The 14,484-nt window shown below is 66.9% G+C and carries 15 protein-coding genes and 2 tRNA genes; 2 read left to right on the top strand and 15 right to left on the bottom strand.

Annotated elements, in window-relative coordinates:
- Positions 1 to 46: 46 nt before the first annotated feature.
- Entirely contained in the window at positions 47 to 1,177 is a 1,131-nt protein-coding gene (gene asd, locus AC3A4Z_RS04360; protein WP_498710344.1) for an aspartate-semialdehyde dehydrogenase, read from the top strand.
- 85 nt (positions 1,178 to 1,262) lie between these two features.
- Here the strand turns inward: asd and AC3A4Z_RS04355 are convergent, their stop codons facing one another.
- The 9 genes from AC3A4Z_RS04355 to AC3A4Z_RS04315 all read right to left on the bottom strand — a co-directional run bounded on the left by AC3A4Z_RS04355 (position 1,263) and on the right by AC3A4Z_RS04315 (position 9,418).
- Positions 1,263 to 2,381: a winged helix DNA-binding domain-containing protein gene (locus tag AC3A4Z_RS04355; RefSeq protein ID WP_498710342.1), complete on the bottom strand. Its 1,119-nt coding sequence runs from the start codon at positions 2,379 to 2,381 to the stop codon at positions 1,263 to 1,265.
- Positions 2,382 to 2,407: 26 nt separating this feature from the next.
- The gene (locus AC3A4Z_RS04350) at positions 2,408 to 3,475 is read right to left on the bottom strand and encodes a UDP-N-acetylmuramate dehydrogenase (RefSeq protein ID WP_498710340.1); all 1,068 of its coding nucleotides are present in this window, start codon (positions 3,473 to 3,475) and stop codon (positions 2,408 to 2,410) included.
- A 9-nt stretch (positions 3,476 to 3,484) separates the two neighbouring features.
- Positions 3,485 to 3,952, bottom strand: a complete 468-nt coding sequence (locus AC3A4Z_RS04345; RefSeq protein WP_498710339.1) for a MaoC family dehydratase — start codon at positions 3,950 to 3,952, stop codon at positions 3,485 to 3,487.
- A 2-nt stretch (positions 3,953 to 3,954) separates the two neighbouring features.
- Positions 3,955 to 4,416: an FAS1-like dehydratase domain-containing protein gene (locus AC3A4Z_RS04340; protein ID WP_498710337.1), complete on the bottom strand. Its 462-nt coding sequence runs from the start codon at positions 4,414 to 4,416 to the stop codon at positions 3,955 to 3,957.
- Positions 4,417 to 4,473: 57 nt separating this feature from the next.
- Positions 4,474 to 4,698: a DUF3188 domain-containing protein gene (locus AC3A4Z_RS04335; RefSeq protein WP_498710335.1), complete on the bottom strand. Its 225-nt coding sequence runs from the start codon at positions 4,696 to 4,698 to the stop codon at positions 4,474 to 4,476.
- Positions 4,699 to 4,717: 19 nt separating this feature from the next.
- Positions 4,718 to 5,656, bottom strand: a complete 939-nt coding sequence (locus AC3A4Z_RS04330; protein ID WP_498710334.1) for a DUF2797 domain-containing protein — start codon at positions 5,654 to 5,656, stop codon at positions 4,718 to 4,720.
- 30 nt (positions 5,657 to 5,686) lie between these two features.
- Positions 5,687 to 6,550, bottom strand: a complete 864-nt coding sequence (locus AC3A4Z_RS04325) for an HpcH/HpaI aldolase/citrate lyase family protein (RefSeq protein WP_498710332.1) — start codon at positions 6,548 to 6,550, stop codon at positions 5,687 to 5,689.
- Positions 6,551 to 6,714: 164 nt separating this feature from the next.
- Positions 6,715 to 7,656 (bottom strand): aldo/keto reductase, encoded by a 942-nt coding sequence (locus tag AC3A4Z_RS04320; protein WP_498710330.1) that lies wholly within the window; start codon positions 7,654 to 7,656, stop codon positions 6,715 to 6,717.
- Positions 7,657 to 7,705: 49 nt separating this feature from the next.
- Positions 7,706 to 9,418 carry a glycoside hydrolase family 13 protein gene (locus AC3A4Z_RS04315; RefSeq protein ID WP_498710328.1) on the bottom strand — a complete coding sequence of 571 codons (1,713 nt, stop codon included), beginning with the start codon at positions 9,416 to 9,418 and terminating at the stop codon, positions 7,706 to 7,708.
- Positions 9,419 to 9,516: 98 nt separating this feature from the next.
- On the opposite strand from AC3A4Z_RS04315, the gene AC3A4Z_RS04310 reads away from it, so the two are divergent.
- Positions 9,517 to 10,719, top strand: coding sequence for an ROK family protein (locus AC3A4Z_RS04310; RefSeq protein WP_498710327.1), 1,203 nt, complete (start codon positions 9,517 to 9,519; stop codon positions 10,717 to 10,719).
- 6 nt (positions 10,720 to 10,725) lie between these two features.
- On the opposite strand, the gene AC3A4Z_RS04305 is transcribed toward AC3A4Z_RS04310, so the two are convergent.
- The 6 genes from AC3A4Z_RS04305 to AC3A4Z_RS04280 form a co-directional block, all read right to left on the bottom strand.
- Complete coding sequence (locus tag AC3A4Z_RS04305) at positions 10,726 to 11,376, bottom strand: SDR family oxidoreductase (protein ID WP_498710326.1); 651 nt, start codon at positions 11,374 to 11,376, stop codon at positions 10,726 to 10,728.
- A gap of 16 nt (positions 11,377 to 11,392) precedes the next feature.
- Entirely contained in the window at positions 11,393 to 11,950 is a 558-nt protein-coding gene (locus tag AC3A4Z_RS04300) for a dihydrofolate reductase family protein (RefSeq protein ID WP_498710324.1), read from the bottom strand.
- 48 nt (positions 11,951 to 11,998) lie between these two features.
- On the bottom strand, positions 11,999 to 12,823 hold the full coding sequence (yidC, locus tag AC3A4Z_RS04295; RefSeq protein ID WP_498710322.1) for a membrane protein insertase YidC: 825 nt from the start codon (positions 12,821 to 12,823) through the stop codon (positions 11,999 to 12,001).
- 141 nt (positions 12,824 to 12,964) lie between these two features.
- Positions 12,965 to 13,843 (bottom strand): hypothetical protein, encoded by an 879-nt coding sequence (locus AC3A4Z_RS04290; RefSeq protein ID WP_498710321.1) that lies wholly within the window; start codon positions 13,841 to 13,843, stop codon positions 12,965 to 12,967.
- A 361-nt stretch (positions 13,844 to 14,204) separates the two neighbouring features.
- Positions 14,205 to 14,278, bottom strand: a tRNA-Met gene (locus AC3A4Z_RS04285).
- A gap of 61 nt (positions 14,279 to 14,339) precedes the next feature.
- Positions 14,340 to 14,411, bottom strand: a tRNA-Thr gene (locus AC3A4Z_RS04280).
- Between the last annotated feature and the right edge of the window lie 73 nt (positions 14,412 to 14,484).

The following is a 14,484-nucleotide window of genomic DNA, read 5'->3' as shown; positions in this document are numbered from 1 at the left end:
ACGTAACCGACTGCGCCGGGCCGGTTCCGAAGTCTAAACTGTACGAATGACTACAGCAGCTACCCCTTCCGTCGGCCTGGTCGGATGGCGCGGCATGGTCGGTTCCGTCCTCATGCAGCGCATGCAGGACGAGGGCGACTTCGCCAACATCAACCCGGTGTTCTTCTCCACCTCCAACGCGGGAGGTGCCGCGCCTTCCTTCGCTGAAGGCGCCGGCAAGCTCGAAAACGCGTTCGACCTCGACACGCTGGCCAAGCTGCCCATTATCGTCACCGCACAGGGCGGCGATTACACCAAGCAGGTCCACGGCGAGCTGCGCAGCCGCGGCTGGGACGGCCTCTGGATCGACGCCGCCTCCACCCTGCGCATGAACGACGACTCGATCATCGTCCTGGACCCCATCAACCGCGACGTCATCGATAAGGGCCTGGTCAACGGCACCAAGGACTTCATCGGCGGCAACTGCACCGTGTCCTGCATGCTCATGGGGCTCGGCGGGCTGTTCAAGAACAACCTGGTGGAGTGGGGCACCTCCATGACCTACCAGGCTGCCTCCGGCGGCGGCGCCCGGCACATGCGCGAGCTGCTCAGCCAGTTCGGCACGCTCAACGCCGAGGTCAGCACGGAACTGGACGACCCGGCGTCGGCCATCCTGGACATCGACCGCAAGGTCCTGGCCCACCAGCGCACGGACATTGATGCCACCCAGTTCGGCGTTCCCCTGGCCGGCTCCCTGATTCCCTGGATCGACGCGGACCTGGGCAACGGCCAGTCCAAGGAAGAGTGGAAGGCCGGGGTCGAGACCAACAAGATCCTGGGCACCTCTGACGAGAACCGTGTGATCATGGACGGCCTCTGCGTCCGCATCGGCGCCATGCGCTCCCACTCCCAGGCGCTCACCCTCAAGCTCCGCGAGGACCTGTCCGTCGCCGAGATCGAGAAGCTGCTGGCCGAGGACAACGAATGGGCCAAGGTGGTTCCGAACACCAAGGAAGCGTCCATGGCGGAACTGACCCCCGTGGCAGCTTCGGGCACCCTGGACATCCCGGTGGGCCGCATCCGCAAGATGGAAATGGGCCCGCAGTACATCAGCGCCTTCACGGTGGGCGACCAGCTCCTGTGGGGCGCCGCGGAGCCGCTGCGCCGTATGCTCAACATCGCCACCGGGAACCTGTAGGCCGGTTCCTAACAGCAACGCGGGGTCACTTACGGCCCGTTCCGCACCCGCGGATGGGCCGTAAGTGACCCCGCGTTGTTTTGCTTCAGGCCTTAAGGAAGGCGAGGTAGCGTTGGGCTGCACGGGTGAAGGCAGCCTGGGCAGAAGGCCGCAGAGGCTTGCCGTCATCAAAAAGTTCAGGCACGACGCCGGCACCCGCGCCCGTGCCTTCGCGGGCCCAGGTGCCAATCACCTCTCCCCCGGCCACCACGGTCTTCTTGAAGACGCCGTTGCCGCCGGGGACGATCTTGTTGGCGTGCTCCGGCGCCAGGACAAGGCTGCGGTCCGTATAGCCCAGCACAAACTCGTCGAAGCCCGGCAGCAGGAGGACTGAGCGCTGGCCCGGCACTCCGGCGTCGAGCAATGACGCGGTCTCCGGCGACAGCCAGTAGCTTGTCCCCTCAAACTCCAGCTCCACCAACTGGTCCTTGATGTCCTCGAAGGCGGCCCGGACCTCGGTCAGCGGAATCTGCGTCCACCAGGCGAAGTCACGGAGGGTGGCAGGGCCGTGGCTCCGGACGTAGCGCAGCGCAAACTCAGCGATGGCCTCGTGGCGTTCCAGCCGGCGGGAGGCCGGGATCCAGCTTTCAAAGTCCACCAGCAGCTGCTGGTTTGCCGCCAGCGGGCCCTGCACCAGCCAGCCGTGCCGGCATAACGTCCCCAGGATGTGGATGCCCCGCTGGCCCTGGGTGGGCTGCCCGGCGGCGTCGAAAACCGCGAAAAGCTCCTGGCGGCTGACCGGCCCGTCCCCGGCGATACGGTCCAGTGCCAGGTCCCGGCACTTCTCGACGTCCGCCCAGGCGATCCCGAGTTCGCGGTGCCGCCCCGCGATGCCCTTGGTGAGCCGTTCCGCGGTGAGGTCCAGCATCCAGTGCAGGTCCTCCGGCGCCACCAGGTGCAGCGTTCCGCGCATCGGCCAGGAGCGCACCACGGCGCCCGAATCAAGGGCGGAGCGGACATCGGCCAGACCTGCGGCGGGGACCCTTGCCCCCACGGCCCACATGGCCGCCTGCAGGTCCTGGGCCTGCAGGGCCGTCATCCAGCGGACCGCGTCAGCTACGGCATCATCTGGTTGCCGCGGAGCAGCCGGGAGCAGCCGCTGGGACACCAGCCGAAGCCTGCCCAGCGTTCGACGGTCAAGACGGACCCCCACCTTCGCAGCCATGGCCCCATCCTATGGCCGGGACAGGTCTACAGCTCCAGGCCGATCAGCAGCGGTTCCGGGTGCAGCTCAATGCCGAAACGCCGTTCGACGCCGGCACGCACCTCGCGGGCCACCGCCACCACGTCTGCGGCCTTGGCCGAGCCGCGGTTGGTGATGGCAAGGGTGTGTTTGGTGGACAGGGATGCCCGGCCCCCGCTCACACTGTCCGGCTCCAGGCCGAAGCCCTTGCCAAAGCCGGCCTGGTCGATCAGCCAGGCAGCGGAGAGCTTCACCAGCCCGTCCTCGCCGGCAGGATAACGCGGTGCACCCTCCGGCAGGGCCTCCGCCACCTCCGCCGGCACGATCGGGTTGGTGAAGAACGAACCGGTGGAATAGGTGTCGCGGTCCGCCGGATCCAGGACCATGCCCTTGGAAGCCCGGAGCCGGAGGACTTCCCGGCGGACGTCCGTGGCGTAGGCCCGCTTCCCCTGCTCCACACCCAGCGTGCGGGCAAGCTCCGCGTAGCGGATGGGGGCACTCATGCGCCCGATGGGCAGCTGGAACTCCACCGTCAGCACCACGTAGCGGGGTGAGCCGTTGACGGTGGTCTGTTTGAGGATGGAGTCCCGGTAGCCGAACTTCAACTCGGAGTTAGTAAAGGTTTTGACGGCGTTCCGCTCGCGGTCCCAGGTGCGCACGGCGGCGATGGTCTGGGACACGTCGGAACCGTAAGCGCCCACGTTCTGCACCGGGGTCGCCCCCGTGGAGCCAGGGATGCCGGCGAGTGCTTCGATCCCGGACCAGGCGTGGAGGACCGCGTGCTCCACCAGCTTGTCCCAGTTGTGCCCGGCCTGCACCACCACGGCCACCCCGCCGCAGGAGTCCTCGGCATTGACGGTGAACCCTTCCGAGGCGATCCTGACCACCGTGCCGGGGAACCCGTCGTCGGAAATCAGCAGGTTGGAGCCGCCGCTGATGATCAGCAGCGGCTCACCTGCTGCGTCCGCAGTGCGGACGGCGTCGATGATGTCGGCCTCAGTGGCGGCCTCGATGTAGGTGCCCGCGGGGCCTCCGACGGCGGCCGTGGTGAGCTGGGAAAGCAGGGTGGAAGTCACCACACAACCCTATCGGGAAAGTTGGACGCGCTTCCCGGCTTTGCTGAGCCGGACGACGGCCTGCGCCTTCATCAGGACCTTCTGGCCCGCCGAAACAACGGTGAGGTCGATACGGGCCGTGTTGGCCTCGGCGTCGAGCTTTCCGATCAGGCCGCTGACCTCGATGGTGGCGCCGGGTTCGTCCGTGCCCGTGGTGTCGGTGACCAGGACTGGTTTGGTGAAGCGGGTCTGGAAGTCCACGACGGCGGCGGGGTCACCGGCCCAGTCGGTGACCAGCTGCACGACGGAACCCATGGTGAACATGCCGTGCGCGATGACGCCCGGAAGTTCAACACCGGTGGCGAAGGCTTCGTTCCAGTGGATGGGGTTGAAGTCGCCGGAAGCACCGGCGTACTTGACCAGGTCGGTGCGGCTGACCGCTATGGTGCGGGTGCCGATCTCCTGGCCGGGACTGAGTTCGTGGATGGTGGGGCTCATGGTTACTGTCCCTCTCCGCGGACCAGGATGGATGACGTGGTGGTGGTGACCGGCTCGCGTGAGTCACCGGCGCCGAGGGCGAAGATTTCGGAGCGGGTGGTGATCATCGCTCCCCCGCCCATGGCCCGGACACCGTCCACGTGCAGTTCAGCCACCAGCCGGTCGCCGGCGAAGATGGGGCGGTGGTGGATGAAGCGCTGGTCTGCGTGGACCACGCGCGAGAAGTCGATCCCGGCCTCCGGGTCCTCGATGAGCTGGGCGTCGGCGCGCTGGGCGATGATGATGGCGAACGTCGGCGGGGCAACAAGATCGGCGTGGCCAAGGCCCCTCGCGGCGTCCACATCGAAGTGCGCAGGGTGGGTGGCCTTGACGGCGCGGGCGAACTCGCGGATTTTCTCGCGGCCAACGTCATACACCTCTGCGGCAGGGTAGCTACGGCCCTGCAGGTCCGGATTGATAGTCATGGGCTCCAGCCTATCGTCAGGCTGTTGGGCAGCAGAAAAGGAGTGCGGCCCGAATGGTTACCGGCGGAGGTTCTTCCGGATAGCCTGGCCGCGGACCACTATTCCCGCGATGTGCAGGACCAGGCCCAGCCCAATCAGCGGCAGGGACGCCATGGCGAGGCCCTGGTTGCCGCTGGTGTTGCCCACAAGGTTAAGGATGATGCCGACGGCGATCAGTCCCATTGCGCTGAAAACCAGGACTTTGTAGCGGGTTGGCGCGGTGGCCCAGAATTCGTTCAGCACCGTGCCAGTCTACCGGGCTTCAGAACAGCGCTTCTTGGACCGCCGGAACCTCGGATGAGTGCCGGCCCAGTTCGATGGTGCGGCCCTTGAGCCGGCCAAGGTCCAGAACGAACTCCAGGTCGGAATTGCCCAGGGTGGCCAGGACGAAGCTGCCGCAGACGGACCGGATGGTGAAGCCGTGGGCGCCCGAGTCCAGGGCGTGCGGGTAGGCGTGCCGGGCAGTTCCGGAGCACAGCCGCCCGGCCAGCCGCGGTCTGGTCCAGGTTTCAGTCACTACCTCGAAGCCGTCTTCATCCGCCCCGGGCAGAAGCCGGCGCGCGTCGTCGGCCAGGGCGGCGTTGCGGGAATTGAGCTGGTCGGCGGGTGCCGGTTCAGCCAGGGCTGCAGCCTTCGCCGCCGAGCGCACCTGCTGCGGCAGCCCGCCGTCGCGTGTCACCAGGTCCTCAAGGATCCGCACTACCCGGCCGTCGGCAGCGCGGGCGATGTAACTGGCCGCCACGGCGCCCTGTTCGGCGAGCCGCTGCCACTTGCGCAGATCGGATGCCGTTCCCACCTTGCTGGCCCCGCTGGCGAAGGTGGCGATGTACAGCCAGTGCGGCTGCATCAGGTAGTTGCGCAGCCCGGGCGGGACGCCGCCGCCCCGGTGGAAGTCGTGCATGAGCCGGAAGTCGTCCGCCACAAAGCACCGTTCGCACTGGTGTCCCCGGACAGACGGGGAGCGGCCTTTGCACAGGATGTGGTCGCGGCGGCCGGGGCCGTGCACCCGGTGGTGGCCCAGGCAGGACTTCCCTTCGGCGGCGAGCCGGAAGCCCAGCCGAGTGCCGTCGTTGAGCGCTGTTTCGGTGAAGGTGCCGTCCGGGGCCTGCAGCCGGAGGACGGGAGGGGCTGCAGCCGTATCGGGAGACTCCGGCGGCGCAGGCCAAAAGACCCCGTGGACCAGATAGGACGTATCGGTCACGGGGTCTCCTGAAGCAAAAATCTGCGGGGGCTACAGCGCGGGCTGCACTCCAAAGGCTACCGCGAGCTTCATGATCTTTTCGGCGCGCCCCAGCCGGGGCAGGTCGGATCCGTCGCGGATGACGCGGCCGTTGGCTTCGAAGTCCGCCATGAAGTCGGTAGCCCAGGCGACGTCCGACGGAGTGGGGCTGATGACCTCGTTGATGACGGGGGTCTGGTCGATGGCAAGGCACAGCTTGCCGGTCATGCCCATCATCACGGTGATGCCGGTCTGCTCACGCAGGATGGGGTGGTTGGTGCCCACGGTGGGGCCGTCGATGGGGCCCGGCAGGTTGCCCACCCGGCTGGCGACAACGAGCTTGGCGCGCGGGTAGGCCATCGCTTCGGCGGTGGCGGCCATCCCGGTATCGCGGCGGAAGTCACCGGAGCCGAAGGCGAGGCGGAACGCGCCCTGGGCCTTGGCGATGTGGTTGGCTTCCTCGATGCCGACGGCGGATTCCACCAGCGGGATAACGGGGGTTTTGCCGTCCATGCGGTGGAAGGATTCGGTGACCTGGTCAGCGGACTCGGTCTTGGCCAGCATGACGCCAAGGAGGCCGGGGGTGCCGCGCAGGCCGGCGAGGTCGTCCGCCCAGAAGGGGCTGGTGGCGTCGTTGATGCGGACCCAGGCCTTGCCGCCTCGGGTCAGCCAGTCGATCACGTTGTTCCGCGCCTGGTCCTTCTGCGACGGGTCCACGGCATCTTCAATATCCAGGATGATCGAGTCGGCGCGGGACACTGCCGACTGGTCGAACAACTCCTGCTTCATGGCATTCACGAGGAGCCAGGAGCGGGCGATCTCTGCCGGGATATTGCGTTCCGGCCTTATGGTCTCGGTGGCGATGGTAGACGTCATGTATCTACCGTATCCGCCCCGCAACCGCGATGCCTCTGAAAATGGCCCGCGTGTGAGGATCAATACGAACTAAACGGGATATGACTGTTGCCTCTCCACATGGAGGCGGCAGCAAGGGCCGTTATGCAGTCCCATAACGGCCCTTGCTGCCACCGGGGTGGGGGTCAGGGGATGTTGCTGCCCCGCGCAGTGACCCAGAGTTTGTACCAGTCCGCCCGGCTCATGGTTTCGGCCACGCGGGCAGCATCGGCACAGGCGCGGATGCGGCCGGGGTTGACCGTCCCGATCACCGGTGCGATGCCCGCGGGGTGCTTCATCAGCCAGCCCAGCAGGACGGACTCCCCCGAGCTGCCGTACTCCCCCGCCAGTTGCGCCACCAAATCAGCGGTGGCAGCCTCTGCGGACGTTGGGCTGTCCGGCTCCGCACCCGTATAGAGGCCCCGGGCGAGCGAGCCGTAGGCCTGCAGGGTGATGCCGTTCCGGACGCAGTACTCCAGGGTGCCGTGCGGGAAACTGTAGTCCAGGTGCTCGGCATGGTTCACCAGCACCTGGCTTTCCAGCCAGGCCCGCTTCAGCAGGCTCATCTCCAGCTGGTTGGCCACCACCGGAGTTTCCAGCCGGTCCTGCAGCGCCTCGATCTGCGCCCCGGACATGTTGGACACGCCCAGCTGCCGGATCTTGCCTTCCGCCATCAGCTGTCCGACGGCGGCAGCCACCTCAGCCGGGTCCGCCAAGGGGTCCGGGCGGTGCAGCAGGAGGATGTCCACGTAGGCCGTCCGCAGCCGCTTCAGGCTTTCGTTGACCCGCTCCAGGATGGCCTCCCGGCTGAGGTCGTAGTGCGTCTGCAGGCCCCGTTCATTCAGCCTGATGCCGCACTTGGTCTGCAGCCGGATCCGGTCCCGAAGCCCGGGAGTGGTGGCCAGCACCTCGCCGAACACTGCCTCGGACTTGCCGCTGCGGTAGATGTCCGCATGGTCGAACAGCGTGATCCCGGCAGCCAGGGCGGCCTCGACGGCGGCTGCAGCCTCGTCCACATGCTCCCCGGCATGCGGCTCGTCGGACCAGCTGCCGCCCAGGCCCATGCAACCGTAGATGAGTTCCTGCATCAGGCGGGCCGCGCCGTACGGTTTGGCGAGCCTCTGCGGCTTGGCGGCATCACCGCAGCCATGCCGTGGTGTTGGCGGGCAGCTTGCCGCCTTCAAGCGGCGCGCTGCTGACCAGGACCTCGCCGGCGGGAAGGTCGACGGCGGTGTCCCCGAAGTTGGTCACGGACTGCCACCCGTTGGGCCGGCGGAAGTGCAGGACCTCCGGGCTGCCGTTCTCCACCCATTCCAGCTCTTCACCTGTCTGCAGTTCGCGGCGGAGCTTCAGGGCCTTGCGGTAGAGCTCCAGCGTGGAGCCTTGGGTTCCGTCCTGGGCCTCGACCGCGTACTTGCTGAACCAGTCGGGCTGGGGCAGGTGCGCGCCGCCGTCGCCGAAGCCGAAGGAGGTTCCCTCAACGTTCCAGGGCAGCGGGACACGGCAGCCGTCACGGCCGATCTCCACGCCCTTATTCCGGAAGAAGGAGGGGTCCTGACGCTCGGACTCGGGAATCTCCGCGACTTCCTGGAGGCCCAGTTCCTCGCCCTGGTACAGGTAGGCGGAGCCCGGCACGGCGAGCATCAGCAGGGTGGCTGCGCGGGCGCGGCGTTCGCCGAGCTCCACGTCCAGCTCCTCCTTGGGGCCGCCGGCGAGCAGCCAGTCCTTGCCGTCCTGGCCCTTGCTGCCGGCCTTGCCCTTGGATCGCTGTGGCAGCCCGTAGCGGGTGGCGTGGCGGACCACGTCGTGGTTGGAGAAGACCCAGGTGGAGGAGGCGCCGGTGGCGGCGGCCTCGGCGAGGTTGCGGGTGATGATCTCCTTGTACTCGGCAGCGTCGAAGTCGGCCTGCAGGAGGTCAAAGTTGAAGGCCTGGCCAAGCCCCTGCGGGCTGGCGTAGCGGGCCCGGCGGGTGGCGTGGACCCATGCTTCGGCGACGGCGGTCCGCGGCGGGTTGTACTCGTTGAACACCTCGCGCCATTCGGCGTAGATCTCGTGGACTTCGTCGCGGTCCCAGAAGGGGTGGGAACCGTCGTCGAAGCCGTCCACACCGGTGTTGGCCGCGCTCAGTTCCAGCTTGGACAGCAGCGGTTCGGTGAGGTCCTTGGTGAGGGCGTGGGCCACGTCCACCCGGAAGCCGTCAACGCCGCGGTCCGACCAGAAGCGCAGTGTCTTGAGGAAGTCCTCGCGGATCTCCCGGTTGGACCAGTTCAGGTCCGGCTGCTCCTTGGCGAAGATGTGCATGTACCACTGGCCGGGCGTGCCGTCCGGTTCGGTGATGCGCTCCCAGGCCGGGCCACCGAACACGGAGTCCCAGTCAGACGGCGGGAACTCACCGTTGGGGCCTTTTCCGTCGCGGAAGATGTAACGGTCCCGGGCGGGCGAGCCCTTGGGCGAGGCGAGCGCTTCCTGGAACCACTGGTGCCGGTTCGAGGAGTGGTTGGGCACGATGTCCGCAATCAGCTTGATCCCGGCTTCGTGCAGGGCCTTGGCCATCTCATCGAAGTCCGCCAGGCTTCCCAGCTTGGGGTCCACATCGCGGTAGTCATCCACGTCGTAGCCGCCGTCAGCGAGCGCGGAGGGGTAGAACGGGCTCAGCCAGACGGCGTCGATCCCCAGCGACTTCAAGTACGGGACCTTGGCGGTGATGCCCCTGAGGTCGCCGATGCCGTCACCGTTGGAGTCGGCGAAGCTGCGCGGATAGATCTGGTAGACGGCGGCCTGGCGCCACCAGTTCGGATCGCCCAGACGGTCGGAATCGGACAGGGTTGCCAGGGTGGCAGTGGTGGACAAGGGGGTGATCCTTTTCTTCTTGACGGCGTATATTTATTTTGAATCTAAATTTACTTCCCCAAGTATTATCTGGTGCAGTCCGCGGAAAGGTCAACAGCATGCCTGAAATGCCTCTTGCCACTCCCAGCCTCCTGCGGCGGGTCAGTGCCGGCGCCGTGCTGGAATTCATGCGGCTCTCGGCAGCGGTGACGGTCTCGGAGGTCATGGAAGCAACGGGTCTGACCCGGGCAACTGCCATCGCGGTGTGCGAGGACCTGAAGGACCGGCGGTGGATCCGGGAGCTGGAAAACCAGCGGGCTTTTGGTGATTACCAGAAGGGCCGCCCGGCCCGGAGGTTTGAACTCAACGCACGGGCCGGTGTGGTCCTTGGCCTGGACATCGGCTACTTCAAGGTGACGGTGGTGGTCTCGGACCTGCGCGGCGACACCCTGGCGAAATCCAGCCTTCCCTTTGATGTCGCCGACCTGACGGCGGAGCAGCGCATCAGCTTTATCGACGAACTGGCCATGACCGCACTGGAGGAGGCCGGTGCCCGGCCGGACCAGGTCCTTGCTGCCTGCGCCGGTGTTGCCGCTCCCGTGGACCGGCAGGGTGAGGTGCTGGCCACGCAGGAATTCTGGGGCCTGTTCGACATCGACCTGCGCGCGTCCCTGAAGGAGCTGCGCGGCTGGACGGTGCTGCTGGAAAACGACGCGAACCTCGCGGCGCTCGGGGACCGTTGGCTGGGCGCGGCGGCCGGCGTGGACGACGTCGTGGTCATCCTTGCCAGCGAGCGCCTCGGTTCCGGCGTCATCGACGGCGGCCGGCTGCTGCACGGCAGCCGGGGCAGTGCCGGCGAGCTTGCGTTCCTGGACCTGGTCCAGGGTGTGGGCGACACCTACGGCATCGCCCATCTTGCCCGGACCTGGGCGGCGGAAGCCATCGCCCGGCATGCCGCAACATCCCTGCGCGCCCTGGCCGGCCCGGGTGCCGAGGCGGTGGATGTCTTCGCCGCCGCAGCTGAGGGGGATGCCGTGGCACGAGACATTCTGGAACGGCTGGCGGACCGGATGGCGCGGGTGATTGGAACTGTTGCCACCATGTACAACCCGGAGCTTGTGGTCATTGGCGGTGCCGTGGCTAACTCGGCGGGAGTGCTTCTGGAACCGATCGCTGCCCGCCTGCCGGACTACACGGCAACTCCCCCGCGCATTGCCGTCTCCCCGCTCGGCGATGCGATGGTGACGGTCGGCGCGGTCCGCGCGGCACTGGACTATGTGGAGAAAAACTCCCTGGACCTGGAACTGGCCCCGCTTCCGTAGTCCGGGCTACGGCTCCAAGGCTGCGGCGATGGGCAGGGTTCCGTCACAGAATTCAATGGTCCTGCCGGCCGTCTCCGGAAGGTCCAGGACGGCTGCGGCCACGCTGGCGGTGTTGCTTCGCGAGGTTTCGGTTCCGCCCTCCCGGGAGGGATTGACGTCGATCCGGCCGGTTCCCGGCTTGTCCGTCAGGGTCCCGGGCCCCAGGATGGTCCAGGCAAGGCCAGTCCCCCGCAGGTATTCGTCAGCCGCTGCTTTGGCCTCGGCGTAGGCAAAGAAGCCATGGTCCGCCGGCACCCCGTGGTCCTTGCGGGCACCCAGGTAGGAGACCATCACGTAGCGGTCGACTGCTGCCTGCGCTGCTGCGTCCATGGAGCGGATGGCGGCGTCCCGGTCCACCGCGTACGTCCGGTCCGGGTTTCCGCCGCCTGCGCCCGCGGACCACACCACGGCGTCGTGGCCCTGCAGTGCCCCGGCGAGGGCCGCCGTCGTCGACTTCTCTACGTCAAGGACCGACGGCGTGGCACCGGTTTCCGCGACATCGGCGGCATGGTCCGGGTTGCGGATGAACGAGGTGACGGCGTGGCCTTCCGCCGTGAGCAGGGCGGACAGGTGGAGGGCCACTTTTCCGTGGCCGCCGATGATTGCGATTCGGGTCATGGCCCCATTCTGCCCCTTATGCAAGGCATCGGTAGCGGAGGTACACCACGCCGTTGCTGAAGCGGCGCTCGTCAAGGAGATCAAGGCGCAGGTCCAGTCCGTGGGGCAGGAACCGCAGGCCCCCTCCTACCACCACCGGGTTGAGGAATATCCGGCATTCGTCCACGAGCCCGGAACGGAGTGCGGCGTCCGCCAGGGTGGCCCCGCCGATGCCGATGCTGCGCTCCGTACCGGCCTTCAACTCCCGCACGGCATCGGGGTTGAAGCTCCGTTCCACCCGGGTCCGTACGGTGGTGGCGGCGGCGAGCGAGGAGGAGTAGACAACTTTGTCTGCCCCTCGCCAGATCCGGGCGAAGTCCTGGATGACCGGCGGATCGTCGGGCCCGCCCATCGTTTCCCACACTGACATGACCTCGTACATCCGCCGCCCGAAAAGGTACGTGCCGGCGTCGCGCTCCAGGTCGTTCACGAAGGCGTGGACCTCTTCGTCCGGCGCGCTCCAGTCGAAGTTGCCCTGGCTGTCCGCGAGGTAGCCGTCCAAGGAGGTAATGCCGGTGTAGATGAGCTGGGCCATCGGCCCATTCTGCCCGTGCGGGTGGGTTTGCGTAAGGGCAGGACTTCCCTACGCCGCGTCCGGCCGGCCCCCACCGCCGGCGGGCTGCCGGTCGCGGACGAAGAACTGCTGGGCCATGGTCCAGATGTTGGTCACCGTCCAGTAGATCAGGACACCAATGGGAAACAGGATCCCGCCCAGGCCGAACACCAGCGGCAGGCTGTAGAGCAGGATCTTTTGCTGCCGCATGAAGGGCGCTTCAGGGGCGCCGGAGGTGGCGTTCCGCGCGAGGATCAGCTTTTGCGTGACGAACTGCGCCGCGGTCATGGCAAGGATCATCAGGACGGTCAGCACAACGACGGCTGCCTGGTCGCCGCCGCCGCCGTGCAGTACTGCCGCGGTGAGTGGGGCTCCGAAGATGCCGGACTGGTCGAACTGCACCACCTGGTCGCGGCTCATGGCACCGATCCCCTGGTCCTGGCGGGCCAGTGCGCTGATGCCGGACAGGACCTGGAACAGCGCAAGGAAGAACGGCACCTGGATCAGCATGGGCAGGCACGCCGAAAAGGGGTTGGTCCCGTGCTTTTTGTACAATTCCATCTGCTCCTGGGCCATCGCCTGCCGGGAGGCGGCGTCACTTTTGCCCTGGTATTTTTCCTGCAGCTTCATCAGGTCCGGCTGCAGCAGCCGCATCCGGCGCTGGGCCTTTACCTGTTGCAGGAACACGGGAATCAGGGCGGCGCGGATGACCAGCACCAGCCCGATGATGGCCAGCGTCCACGTCCAGCCGCTCGCTGCCGGCATACCGAGGGCGCTGAGCCCGTCATGGAAACCCACCATGATCGCGGACACAAGCCACCTGAACGGAACCATGATTTCGTCAAGAAAGCCCATACGTTTCCCCATCCGTCAGTTGCCGCAAAACTACGGCCAAACGGGGCGCTTGTCACGCGGGGACAGGAACGGGGGCCGGCAGAGTTTGCCGGCCCCCGTTGGTGGCCTCCGGTTGGATCCGGCGGCCCAGTCTTGTTGTGGCTACTGCTTCACGAGTGCGTTGCCGTAACCTGCATCGCACTTGCCGTCGTGGATGACTCCTGCCCCCGGCGCCACAACGTAGTTGCTGGCCGGGTTGAAGACTGCGGTGTTGACGTTGGTTACCCTGCTGGCGCATTCGTCGGCGCCGGATGCACTCATGCTCTGGCCGCCGATCCACATGTCGATCCAGATGGTGGAGTTGGTGCCGTTGGCGTTGACGCCCTGGTGGCAGGGGCCGCCCTGGGGGTCATTGCCGTCGCCGCAGGTGTCCTCGACGATGAAGTAGCGGCGGACGTCCGGGAGGTAGATCTTCGTGCCGGCCGGGAAGTCGAGCACGTCCTGGCCGGTAGCTAGGGAATGACCCACGGCAATGGTGATGGGGTCCTCAAAGGTGCCCGTGCCGCCGGCGGTCTTGTGCAGTACAGGGTGGCTGATGGCCACTGAGCCTGCCGGGGTGTTGTCATGCCAGGTGTACGCCGTGGTGTACGCGGTGTTGACGATCCGCTCGTTGGTCGACTGCGGCAGGACGGGCGCCGGGGCCGGAGCGGCCTTTGGCGCCGGAGCCGCGGCAGCCGCGGCGATGTTGGCGGGCAGGGCGGCGGGTGCCGGGCTGGCAGGCGCCGCCTGGGCAGCAGCGTCAGCCTTCGCCTTCTCGGCGGCAGCCTTCTCGGCCGCGGCAGCTGCCTCAGCCTTTTCGGCTACAGCTGCCTTTTCAGCGGCGGCAGCAGCTTCGGCCTTCTTGGCTTCGGCGGCCTTGGCAGCCCTGTCGGCGGCGGCGCGCTGGGAGGCGCCCACCTCGGCGGTGTCGTTGGCGCTGGCCTCAACGCCGGCAAGGGCGGAGTCCGGAGATTGTGCGGATGAGTTTGGGGAACCGGTCACGGCACCACACGCCGATGTGGCGAGTAGAACCGAGAGTATGCCGGCAGCCAGCAGACTATTTCTGCGCATGGAAAACTGAGCCTCTTCATGGGAGTGCGGAACGGGGCAGTGACACGAAGGTCACTCACCCGGAATGGTCACGGTCTGCGGAAAACGCAAGGCGCAAAAGGCCTGGGACTTATCACACGCACGAACATTTCGAATGCCCCCCAAAGGCGTGTGCGCCAACCAGTGACCTAAACGTTACATTAGCCCCGCGGAACTGGCCAATCGATGACGTGGGCCCGCCAAGCACCGCTGCCCGCGGCCCAGCTTAAACAGGAAAGCCCCGGAATCTCGGGGGATTCCGGGGCTTAGCCTGTAGCGGTGGGGAGGCTCGATCTCCCGACCTCACGATTATGAGTCGTGCGCTCTAACCAACTGAGCTACACCGCCACGAATGAGAAAAACCTGCGTCAAGCCGGTCAAAACCGCCTTGACGCAGGCCCTCATCCAGAGCCCCCCACCGGAATCGATCCGGTGACCTCGTTCTTACCAAGAACGCGCTCTACCACTGAGCTAGGGGGGCAACGAGTAAATACTCTACCGGAAGATTTCACCACCAACAAATCGGCGTCCGCGCCGCCCGGGAGGCCGTGAAA

It is taken from the genome of Arthrobacter sp. Soil_C_49, assembly GCF_057656635.1.
This window is presented reverse-complemented; position numbering and strand designations above follow the sequence as displayed.